Origin of the sequence: Paenibacillus senegalensis JC66 (genome assembly GCF_000285515.1) — a bacterium.
Taxonomy (GTDB): Bacteria; Bacillota; Bacilli; order Paenibacillales; family NBRC-103111; genus Paenibacillus_L; species Paenibacillus_L senegalensis.
The window spans coordinates 650,073-662,136 of sequence record NZ_HE610958.1 but is presented as its reverse complement, the minus strand read 5'-3'; the positions used below and the strand labels follow the sequence as shown (position 1 = coordinate 662,136).

At 49.3% G+C, this 12,064-nt stretch carries 7 protein-coding genes; 5 read left to right on the top strand and 2 right to left on the bottom strand.

Annotated features, from left to right (window positions below; translation table 11 throughout):
• Positions 1-105: 105 nt before the first annotated feature.
• A complete protein-coding gene (gene serS / locus PSHG_RS11360) occupies positions 106-1,389 on the bottom strand; it encodes a serine--tRNA ligase (RefSeq protein WP_010272814.1) in 1,284 nt (427 codons plus the stop codon).
• A gap of 534 nt (positions 1,390-1,923) precedes the next feature.
• The gene (locus PSHG_RS11350; protein ID WP_010272813.1) at positions 1,924-2,892 is read right to left on the bottom strand and encodes an acetylxylan esterase; all 969 of its coding nucleotides are present in this window, start codon (positions 2,890-2,892) and stop codon (positions 1,924-1,926) included.
• 233 nt (positions 2,893-3,125) lie between these two features.
• On the opposite strand from PSHG_RS11350, the gene PSHG_RS11345 reads away from it, so the two are divergent.
• The 5 genes from PSHG_RS11345 to PSHG_RS11325 all read left to right on the top strand — a co-directional run bounded on the left by PSHG_RS11345 (position 3,126) and on the right by PSHG_RS11325 (position 11,857).
• Positions 3,126-4,265 carry a SpoIIE family protein phosphatase gene (locus PSHG_RS11345; protein ID WP_010272811.1) on the top strand — a complete coding sequence of 380 codons (1,140 nt, stop codon included), beginning with the start codon at positions 3,126-3,128 and terminating at the stop codon, positions 4,263-4,265.
• A gap of 67 nt (positions 4,266-4,332) precedes the next feature.
• Entirely contained in the window at positions 4,333-8,019 is a 3,687-nt protein-coding gene (locus PSHG_RS11340; protein ID WP_010272809.1) for a response regulator, read from the top strand.
• Positions 8,020-8,046: 27 nt separating this feature from the next.
• On the top strand, positions 8,047-8,874 hold the full coding sequence (locus PSHG_RS11335) for a CheR family methyltransferase (protein WP_010272807.1): 828 nt from the start codon (positions 8,047-8,049) through the stop codon (positions 8,872-8,874).
• A 19-nt stretch (positions 8,875-8,893) separates the two neighbouring features.
• A complete protein-coding gene (locus PSHG_RS11330; RefSeq protein WP_010272805.1) occupies positions 8,894-10,903 on the top strand; it encodes a hybrid sensor histidine kinase/response regulator in 2,010 nt (669 codons plus the stop codon).
• A 432-nt stretch (positions 10,904-11,335) separates the two neighbouring features.
• A complete protein-coding gene (locus PSHG_RS11325) occupies positions 11,336-11,857 on the top strand; it encodes a general stress protein (RefSeq protein ID WP_010272803.1) in 522 nt (173 codons plus the stop codon).
• The last annotated feature ends 207 nt before the right edge of the window (positions 11,858-12,064 follow it).

Below are 12,064 nucleotides of genomic sequence, written 5' to 3'. Positions count from 1 at the left end.
AACCCCGCCTACATCGGTCCGGCGCTAGCACTTCCGGGCGGAATGGTGCGCAACTCCGCCTGCATTGGGCCCGCGCCGGGCCTACGCTGTGCATTAGACGCCAGCTTACCGGATTTCGGTCCACTCATACAGGTAGGGGCGCAGCGCCTCCGGGATATAAACCGACCCATCCTCCCGCTGATGATTTTCCAATAGCGGAATGAGAATGCGGGGAGAGGCCACCGCTGTATTGTTGAGAGTATAACAATAGCGGGTTTTGCCATGCTCATCCTTATAGCGCAGATTGGAGCGCCTGGCCTGGTAGTCAAGCAGCTGTGACGAGGAATGCGTTTCTCCGTACTGCTCCCGGCTGGGCATCCAGGTTTCAATATCGTATTGCTTGTAATTTTTGGCGCTCATATCGCCGACGCAAACTTGAACAACACGATAGGGAAGCTCCAGCAGCTGCAGCAGCTCCTCGGCATGAGCAGTAATCTTTTCGTGCATCTCTTCGGAAACGCTGAGATCAGCACGGCAAATGACAACCTGCTCCACCTTGGAGAATTGATGAACGCGGTATAGTCCTCGAACGTCACGCCCTGCCGATCCGGCTTCCTTGCGAAAGCATACGGAGGCGGCTGCCAGGCAAATAGGGCTGCTGACATCAAGCCAATCCCCGGAGTGATAGGAGACGAGAGGCACTTCCGCTGTGCCAATCAGCCAATGATCCTCCCCTTCGATCGAGTAGGTCTGGCTTTTGCCCTCCGGGAAAAACCCGGTATGAATCAAGGCAGATTCTCTCACAAGAAGGGGGACCTCCAGCAGAGTGAAGCCTTTGCTCACCAGCAGATCAATGGCCAGCTGCTGGACCGCGCGATGCAGATAAACTCCCGCTCCCGTCAAATAATAGCCGCGCGAGCCTGCGGCAGCTACCCCTTTGGGAAGATCGAACAGCTTTAGGCTGGATCCCAGCTCAACATGATCTTTGGCCGGGAAAGCAAAAGACGGTACCGCTCCAACCCGGCGCAGCTCCACGTTATCATGATCCGAGCTTCCATCAGGCGTATCGGCTGATACCAGGTTCGGAACGAGGAGCATCAGCTCCTTGCAGCGGCTGTCCAGCCTTTGTCTCGCCGCTTCGAGCGGGCGCAGTTTTTCATTGAGCTCCCTTACTTGCGCTCTAATCCTGTTAACCTCCTGAGCGAGGCTTCCGGTGTCGCCTCCTTGCGAATGCTTCAGCTCCTCGGTCCAACGGTTTCGTTGCGCCCGCAGTTGTTCACATTCCTTGAGGCAGGCCAATCGCTCCTGTTCCAGTGTCAATAGAGACTCTATACTAATAGTAATTCCTTTGCGGTTGGCGACTTTTTGCAATTGCTCAGCATGTTCGCGAATTTGACGAATATCCAGCATGGGTGACACTCCTTCGGCATTAGAATGGTTAGAACGGGGGTAAAAAGACAAACAGCGCCCTCATCCCTTTGGGACGAGGAGCGCTGCTCGCGGTGCCACCCAACTTGACCGAAAGGAAAGCACCTTTCAGTCCGCTTGATTTCGCCGCTAACGGGGCGATTCCGGTCTGCTTAGGGAGGGAGATCTATTCAGCCGGGTGAGAAGGTTCTAGCGGTGAGAAGGTTCCAGCTGAGTGATCTACCTCTGGTCACAGACGCCTCCGAGTTGGATGCTCTTCACAGGCATGATCCGTTTCTAAAGTTTTTTCTTATTATACTCCAAATTCGGGTGATTTCAACCATTCCTTTTGACAGTATACGAGATATTCTCGACAAAACATAAAAAACATTGTTTCAACCCGGCAGAAAGAGGGTAAATACCTAAAGCTATTTTGGATGAGCTCTTTAGCAGGAAGCTCTTTAGCAGGAAGCTCTTTAGCAAGAACGCTCTAGTAAGAGCACTTTTGTATGAGCATGTGGCCTGAAAATTCGAAATTCATCCCTGCGGCTTAGTTAGCTGATTGCGCAAAAAAGCTCTCATTTGTTCATTGTTATGGCGGTTTACCGTATGGCCGGTAAAGGGATAAACCTCTAAATGCTTGGCACCGGAAGGGATGCGATTATAGGCTGCGAATACGGTTTCCGGCATGCAGATCGTATCCTTTAGTCCGACACTCATGAATAAAGGCATCGTTAATCGATCGGCAAGGTTAACGATATCAAAATAACTGAGCGTCTCCATAATTGCCGGGAAGTGCTCGGGAAACACATCGGCAAAGCGGGCCAGCTCTGTTAGCGAGCCGGTAGAGTAGAGCATCCCGTAATCCATATGGCACATGTTAGGGACGTTGGCTACACATGCCGCAGCTTTGCCGCTTAGAGCCGAAGTAATGAGGGAGAGGCCGCCGCCTTGGCTGGCACCCACAATGGCTATTCTCTCCGCGTCGATTTCCGGCTGCTCGCTTGCCCAGTCGACGGCGCGAAGCCCGTCAATAGTAATCGCTTTGTAGTAGCTTTCATCTTTGTTCAAAATGCCCTGGGTGATCCAGCCGCTAATCATGCCGGTGGAGCTGGCCAGATGATTGCCGGTTTCTCCGCCTTGACCGCGCACATCCACGGTGAAGACTGCGAATCCCATCATCAGATATACCGCGTAGTCATCGGGAATTCCTTTGCTGCCGTGATAGCCGTGGAACCACACGATACAGGGCAGCTTCTTGTCACTGCTTCCCGGAGGCAGCAAATACCATCCGCGAATTGGAGTGTCATCAAATCCGTAGTAAGTAACGCGGTAAACTTCGGCTTCCGGCATGCTCGCCCAGGCAAGCTTTTCGCGGACTCCTTCATGGGGATGCTTTCGTGCTGAAGATACCGCGTTATCCCAGTATTCGGCCAGATCCGCGGGAGGGGTTAAAGAAGCAGAATAAGCATACAGGTCGTTAATTCGTTTTTCGATCGCATTCATTAAGTTTTAATCCCTTCTTTTTATCAGTTGTATGCAGATTACTTACTTTCCAATATAAACTATACTTCTCGGCCATAGGAGCGGTTTCCTCCCCGGATCTGGACAAAATAGCGCAGTAATTGCCGGTGTCCCCTTACGTGGACAGGGTAACGCTTCTACGTTAAACTAAACATGCTGGTCGGAAAGAGCAAGAGCAAACGTAGTGCTATCCGTAAAAAAGGGAGCTGTCATTCATGAGTATTTTGATAGTGGACGACAATCCGGTTAATTTATTGATCATTGAGAAAATATTGAAAAATGAAGGTTATACGGATTGTATTAAACTGAATTCCGCCCATGAATTATTTGAATATTTGCAGATCGATTCGGAGGAAGCGATGCCTGCCGATGTTGATTTGATATTGCTGGATTTGATGATGCCGGAGATCGACGGTCTTGAGGCATGCCGCCGTGTACAGGAAAAGGAGCATTTACGGGACATTCCGATTATTATCGTAACTGCGCTCGGGGATTCCAACAAGCTGGCCGAGGCGCTTGACCACGGAGCCAGTGATTATGTGATGAAGCCCATTAACAAGGTTGAGCTTATGGCCCGGATCCGGGTGGCGCTGCGTCTCAAATTTGAGAAGGATTGGCATATTGAGCGCGACCGGTGCATTCGTTATGAGCTGGATTTGGCGAAGCAGGTGCAAAGAAGTGTGCTAAGCCAGCCCGTTGATGATGACAAGCTGGAGATCAGGGCTAACTATTATCCCTCCTCCGAGCTGGCTGGAGATATGTACTCCTGGTATAAAATTGACGAGAGTCGCTATGGCATCATTTTGCTTGATACGATGGGGCATGGTATTTCCTCATCCCTCGTATGCATGTTTATTTCGTCCGTGCTTCAGGATACCATCAAGGAGCTCGTTGATCCGGAGCTGGTCATTCAGGAGCTTAACCGTTATATGAGTCAGCTGGGCAATCAGGACAGCTTTATCCATTATTATTTTACGGCTATTTATATGGTAGTGGATACTAAGAACAAGACAGTTGAGTATGTGAATGCCGGACATCCCCCTGCATTTTTGTTCCATGACGGAGATCAGCTGGAGATGATGGACAAGGGAAGCTGCGCCGTAGGTCTTTTTGAGAAGATAGAAATCAAGAAGGCGCGCATCCAGTATAAGCATGATGCTCAGATTTTTCTGTTTACCGATGGACTGCTGGAAATGCTGGAAGAGGAGAGCGAGGAAGGCAGCCTGATATTAAAAAGAGAACTGGCCGAGTGCAGGAACAGCGGCTGTGAAGATTTGATCGAGCAAATGGTGCCGGAAGAGAAACGAAAGCAACAGGAAGACGACATGTGCCTAGTCATGGTGCGAACCAAGTAGCCTGGCTGGAGACCCGGCAGCAGCATGCCTGGTTGGATGTTGAGCGTTACAAGGGGGGCTGAAAAGGATGAAAATCCGAACTAAGCTGTTTATAGGTTTTGGAGCCTTAATATTTCTCATGATTTCCTTGGCGGGGGTGGGGACCTCTCGCTTATTTACTATGGATAAAAATATTGATGAAATATACCAAAACCGTTACACCAAGGTTAAGCTGGCTTCCAACGCTTTGAGTGAAGTCAATAACATGAATAATCAGCTGGTGAATCTGATTTTGAACGAGCCCAGCAATCGCAGGGAAGCCGTTCGTGATTTGAATGCTTCGTTGGACAATACGCAAAATTATTTACAGCAGCTTGAGGAGCGTTCAGTCACCGCTGAAGAAAAACGCTTGATTGAGGACGTCAGCCGAATTTTCAGGGAATACATTCAATACAAGGAAGAAGCGGTGGAACTGGTGGAGCTGGCCCAGCGCGTGGAGGCTTCCCGCTTAAGGGAGGAATACGGGATCTCGCTAACGGGGCAGCTGGATGGATTCCTTCATCAATTGGTTCATTACCACGAGCAGCGTATGGATGAGGAAGTATTTTTATCCCAGGATGAGAGCCGCTCCGCCTTAACGTTTACCTTATTAATCAGTGTGGTTGGCCTGCTGGCCGGAATTGCGATTATGACCTGGCTAGTCCGCAGCATTACGAGCGGGTTGAGCAGAGTTTCCCGGATGATTACCGGCTACGCGAAGGGTCTGGTCGATGCCAGGGAGCTGGAGAGCGACGGCAAGCACGATGAAATTGGCGAAGTGGCCGAATCATTTATCACCCTCGCTTTAGACTTGGAGGAGAAGACGTTAAGAGAGCAGCAGATGTTCCAGGCGAGTGAGGAAGAAGCCTGGCTGAAATCCAATCTGGCCCGGATGACCACAAAGCTGCAGGGAATTAAGGAACTAGAAAAGGCTTACCAGGCCTTTGTCAATGAATTGGCACCGATGATTGGTGGAAGTTACGCGATTGTCTACGGCATTGAAGAAGAGGAAGACCGGAGAGTGCTCATCAGCCGGGGTACTTATGCTTACCAGGCAGGTCTGGAAGTCAAACATAAGCTTCAGCTTGGTGAAGGGCTGGCTGGACAATGCGCCGCTAGCAGGGAGTCGATCCATTTGGAGGAGGTGCCGCCAGAGTATGTGAAGGTCAGCTCCGGACTGGGGGAAATCGCTCCAGTCAGTCTTCTGGTTTATCCTATTTCGTTTGAGGATGAAGTGGTTGGTGTCGTTGAAGTAGCTTCATTAAGCAAATTCAGCACATTGCAATTGGAACTGCTGAACCAATTATGTGAGAATGCAGGCGTGGTGTTCAACACCATACTTTCCTACAACCGGGTGGAGGAGCTGCTGAGGTCTTCCCAAGCTCTGCAGGAAGAATTACAGGTCCAATCGGAAGAACTGCTCTCACAGCAGGAGGAATTAAGGGCCTCCAACGAGCGGCTCGAGGAGAAAACACGTTCCTTGCAGCGTTCCGAGGAAATGCTCCAGCACCAGCAGGAAGAACTGGAACAGGCGAATGATGAGCTGCTGAAGAAAACGAGAGAACTGGAGCGTCAGGTAGAGCAGACCGAGCAGTTTAACCATCAGCTCAGACAGACGAAGGCGGAGCTTGAACGGCAGGCGCTGGAATTGGCGATGACATCCAAGTACAAGTCGGAGTTCCTTGCCAATATGTCCCATGAGCTGAGGACGCCTTTGAACAGCCTGCTAATCCTCTCTCAGCTCTTATCTGATAACAAAGAAGGCAACCTGACCGACAAACAGGTGGAATTTGCTACTACAATCCAATCCTCCGGCAGTGATCTGCTCAGGATTATCGACGATATTCTCGATCTGTCCAAGGTAGAAGCCGGCCGCATGGATGTTAACCTGGAATCTTATGACATTCATGGGCTTAAGGCCTATGTTAAGCGGAATTTTGAGCCGCTCGCTAACAAGAATGAGATTGCTTTTGAAGTAACGATAGCGGAAGATGTGCCGAGCAGTATTTATACGGACCCACACCGTTTGGAGCAAATTATCCGAAACCTTCTCTCCAATGCGTTTAAGTTTACGGCAAAAGGGGAGATCCGGTTGAATGTGTTTGCAACTGAGGAGCATCCTTTCCGTGAGGAAGCGGGAAATGAAGGGAAGATGATTGCCTTCTCTGTCAAAGATACCGGAATCGGCATCGCCGAGGATAAGCTTGATTTGATTTTTCAAGCCTTCCATCAGGCGGATGGAACGACGAGCCGCAAGTATGGAGGCACCGGCTTAGGCTTATCCATCAGTCAGGAACTGGCCAGACTGCTGGGCGGTACCATTACCGTGAACAGCGTGGAGGGCCAGGGCAGCGAGTTCATTCTTTATCTGCCTGAGAATGCGCGGGAAGTGGAGCTGGAATCAGTCGATTTGGTCCGTCAGGTGTGGAGGGAGGCAGCGGCAACGGCCAAGCAGGCGAAATTGAGCGGGCCTGAGCCGTTCCTGCTTACGAAGCAGGGAGCGCCGGAGACAGACTGGTCTGACAATCAATTGGACGACGACCGGGATGATCTGGAACCCCAGGATAAAGTTCTGCTTATTATTGAAGATGATGAGAATTTTGCCCGCATCATTATGGATATGGGACGTTCCCGCGGTTTTAAAGTGCTCGCAGCCTTAAGGGGAGACCAGGGACTGGCGCTGGCGAAGCAGCATAAACCGGATGCGATTATTCTCGATATCCAGCTGCCGGTAGTCGATGGCTGGTCGGTGCTCAGCCGCTTGAAGCATAATATGGAGACCCGTCATATCCCGGTCCACATTATGTCTGTGGTGGATGAGCCGCAGCAGGGCCTGACGATGGGAGCGCTGGCTTATTTGCAGAAGCCGGTATCCAAAGCATCTCTGGAGAATGCGTTCGCAGATCTGCAGGCGTTTCTGGAGCAGAACCAAAAGAAGCTGTTAATCGTAGAGGATGATGATGAGCTGCGCAACAGCCTCGTGGAATTGATCGGTCACGAGGATGTTCAGATTACAGCTGTATCTACCGGCAGTGCCGCATTGGAGGAACTGCGGAGACAGCAATACGGATGTATGGTGCTTGATCTGGGGCTGTCCGACATATCCGGATTCGAGCTGCTGGAGCAGATTCGTGAGGATGAGGACATGAAGGATCTCCCGATCATTATTTATACGGGCAAAGAGCTGGATAAATCCGATGAAATCCGGCTGAAAAAATACGCGGAATCGATCATCATTAAAAACGTAAAGTCACCGGAACGGTTATTCGATGAAACTGCATTGTTCCTGCACCGGGTAGAGGCCAACCTGCCGGAAGACAAAAGAAAAATGCTGGAGGATCTTCACGAAAAAGAAAGCAGCTTTAGCGGCAAACGCATTCTGTTGGTGGACGATGATATCCGCAACGTATTTGCTTTGTCCAGTGTGCTGGAAAGCTATAAGATTAAGGTGACTTTTGCGGAAAATGGGGCTGAGGCGCTTCGCATCATGGAGGAGTCGGAGCCGTTTGACCTGATTCTTATGGACATCATGATGCCTGAAATGGACGGATATGAAGCGATGGAGCGCATCCGCGAAAACCCGGAGTTTGAGCGTATTCCAATCATTGCTTTGACGGCCAAGGCGATGAAGGAAGACCGCAGTAAATGCATTGAAGCAGGGGCTTCCGATTACATCACTAAGCCGATAAATACGGATCAGCTGTTTTCCCTGCTCAAAGTATGGTTGTACAATTAGGGGGTTATTACGATTTCGCCTGAGTTTATGGAAGAGCTTGAGGATCGGGAAAAGGTCGAAATTCAGCTTCTTCTCGAAGGTATTTACAGGCTGTATGGCTATGATTTTCGCAATTACGCCTATAACTCGATTCGCAGAAGAATCTGGCACCGTATCCATGCTATGAAGCTCAAAACCATTTCCGCGTTGCAGGACAAAGTACTGCATGACCCGGAATGCATGAGACTTTTAATGAAAGATTTGATGATTCATGTGACCGAGATGTTCCGGGATCCTGAATTATTTCTGGCCTTCCGGCGGAGGGTTGTGCCGCTTCTGCACACCTATCCCTTTATCCGAATTTGGCATGCCGGCTGCTCCACGGGAGAAGAGGTTTTTTCTATGGCCGTTCTGCTCCACGAGGAAGGCTTGTATCACAAGTCGCGGATTTATGCTACGGATGCCAGCGAGGATGTCATTAATCAAGCCAGAACCGGAACCTTCCCTCTGCGAAAGATGCAGGATTATACCAAAAATTATTTGCAGGCAGGGGGAACCGGATCCTTTTCTCAATACTATACAGCAACGGAAAAATCGGTGACCTTTCACCCTTTTCTGAAAGAAAACATGGTGTTTGCCCAGCATAATTTGGTCACAGACCGCTCTTTTAACGAGTTCCATGTCATCTTTTGCAGAAATGTACTGATTTATTTTAATAAGGAGCTTCAAGATCAGGTTCACGAGCTTTTTTATGAAAGCTTAACGCCATTCGGCGTGCTTGCTTTGGGTAACCGGGAATCGATTAATTTCACTACGCATGCCGAAAATTATGAAGTGCTGGACAGCAGGGAAAAATTGTACCGCAAAGTAAAATAATAAGAACAGGAGTGGGCAAATGGAGATCACCGAATCAATCAATATATTATTGGTAGATGACCATCCCGAGAATTTGCTTGCCCTGGAGGCGGTATTATCTGAAGAAAATTATAATCTGGTGCGCGCGAATTCCGGGGAGGAGGCTCTTCGCTGTCTGTTGAAAGATGACTTTGCCGTTATCGTAATGGATGTGCAGATGCCGGGAATGGATGGTTTTGAGACGGCACGTTTTATTAAAGCCCGTGAACGTACTAAAGATATTCCGATTATTTTCATTACGGCGACTAGTAAAGAAGCGGAGCATTACTTCACAGGCTATTCGGTCGGGGCTATTGATTATATGGTCAAGCCCTTCGTGCCGCAGACTTTAAAATCCAAGATTGAAGGATTCGTAAGACTGTTCATCAGTAACAAAAAGCTGCAAAAGCAAACACAGCTGCTGGAAGAGCAGACGCGCAAGCTGGAGAAAACGAATCAGGATCTGCTGCTTACAACATTGAGTCTGACCAAAGCGGAGGCTCATGCCAGAATTATCGGAGATACTTCAATCGATGCGATGTTCACTTTTGACGCGAGCGGTCTTATTCTGACGGTGAATCCTGCGGTCCTGACGATATTCGGTTTTGAGGAGGAAGAGCTTGTCGGGTATCCTGTCACCCGGTTAGTCCCCGAGCTAAAGCCGCTGATTGATGATCAGGATGATACTGCTAGTGAAAAATATATTGGTAAAATCAATGAGCTTCAATTAACGACGAGATCCGGCAAGCCCTTCTATGCGGAGATTCGGATAGGTGAAGCTTTCATTGGTATGGATCACTTATTTGCCTGTACGGTAAGTGACATCTCCGAACGCAAAAAGGCTGAGCAGGAGCTGGTCAGAGCTAAGGAAGCAGCTGAAATCGCTTCCCGTGTCAAATCGGATTTCTTGGCAACAATGAGCCATGAGATCCGGACGCCGCTTAATGGGGTAATCGGGATGACTGATCTGCTGCTGCAAACCGAGCTCAACCCGGAGCAGAAGGAGCTGGCCGAGATTATCCGCACAAGCGGTGATGCGCTGCTGGCGGTTATTAATGATATTCTTGATTTCTCCAAAATAGAAAGCGGGAAGATGGAGCTGGAGGAGGAGCCTTTTTCATTGGTCGGGTGTATATCCGAAACATTTGATCTGTTTACCGCCCAAAAAAGGGACCTCGAAATGAAGTATTATATCGATCCACAGCTTCCAGCTTATCTGTTGGGAGACATTACCCGGCTGCGCCAGATTTTAATCAATTTAATTGGAAATGCTATTAAATTTACTAATACCGGTGGAGTTTATTTGATGGTTAACCAAGCTTCGGGAGCACAGTCCAAGCTGGAGATCGAGTTTATAGTGAAGGACACCGGAATAGGGATTGCCGAAGCGAAAAGGGAGCAGCTGTTTAAACCATTCTCCCAGCTGGATTCCTCTATGAGCCGTAAGTACGGGGGGACCGGTTTGGGTCTGGCTATATGCAAAACGCTAGTGGAACTGATGGAAGGGTCTATTGAGCTTGTTGATACGGAGGAATCCGGCGCCACCTTCCGCTTCACAATCCGTTTGGCCCCCTTTTATCTCGAAGAGCAGCAGAATCCTGCCCGGCAAGAGGCTGTGGACACACAGCGGGACAACGGCTTGCGGGTCACAGTGGTTGACGGTGATGAAATTAATCGCAAGCTTCTTAAGTACATGCTGGAGGAGCTCGGCTGTGGAGAGGTGAAGGTTAACAGCGAATTATCCGCAGACCTCCTTCAGGAAGAAGATGCGGATCTCATTGTGGCCGACTACAGCTTATTGAAATCTGCTTTCAAGCTGCGGGAGGCATTCGCGGCCAAAGGCACAGTCCCTTGTCTAGTTATGCAGGTTGCGAATGAGGAGCAGCTTAAGGAGCCGCTGCCGGATTTCGTCTCTGACTGCTTCATGAAGCCAGTCCAATTGCATAAGCTGGGTGAAGTAATTGAACGGGCTATGCTCAGTCCTGGCCGTAATAAGAACACTGGAACCTAAAATGCAGGCTGGTTCCTCAAGCCTGTCCAGAACGGCCGCTATTTTCGAGTAAATTATGCACCAAAATTCAAACCGCAGGAATGCTGTTGTTACAGTGTTCTTGCGGTTTGAATTTTTTTTGTTATCGGGCTGAGCTGCAAATTTTGGAACATCCTCTACATTTCGGACATCCCCCATATTTATGTTCAGAAATGATTAATTTCAATGCCAATTCATTGGTCAATGCCAATCCATTAGTTGACAGGATTTCATCCGGGAGATTAGTTGCCAGGGTTTCACCCGGGAGTTTTGCGGGGAGGCAGAGAGGGTAAGTAGCTCTATACAACTTATCAGGAGGGCTCTCTGTATGATCAAGAAAGTCCTAGAAGGTCATAAGTGTAGTTCGTTGTTTAATTTCATTTATCACAATTGGTCGAGTGAGGAGGAGAATGTATGGAAACTAACAAGGTTGTAGGTGTATTGCAGTCGGAACAAGATGCTATCAAGGTAATCGACGAGCTGCAGAAGCAGGGCTACCGTGCCAGTGACATATCGGTTATTACTAAGCGCAAAAAAGAAGAAGAGGCCATTCGCAAACAAACCGCCAGCGAGGCCGAGGACGGCATCGCTACCGGAGCAGCAGCTGGGGGTATCGTTGGCGGAGTAACAGGCTTGCTGGCAGGCCTGGGAGCCTTGGCCATACCAGGTGTGGGACCCATTATCGCTGCCGGTCCTATCGCTGCCGCATTGTCAGGAGCGGTAATCGGCGCAGGCACCGGCGGGCTGGTCGGTGGCTTGATTGCTCTTGGAATAGCCAAGTCCGACGCGGAAGATTACAGCCAATTCGTAGACGAGGGCAACATTCTAATTATCGTAGAGGCAGACCCTGATCGGCGCAGCAAGGTGGCGGAAACGTTCCGCAGATATCAAGCTGTCAATAAAGAGCAATTAGCAAAGATACATGGAAGAGCATGACAATGTGTGAAAATTTTGTCGAATTAAAGGTAAATTTTTCAATTGTAAGACAAGAACAGGGTGCATATATATGGATTGTGCTATGAAAGAGACCTTCGCAGCTTATTCTTAGAAAGGGGATAAGATCCTTTCCATGCTATCTCTTCTTGGAAAGGTGCAGAAGACCATGATTAAAACATAACTCAAAAATCATGGCAAGGTGTGTCA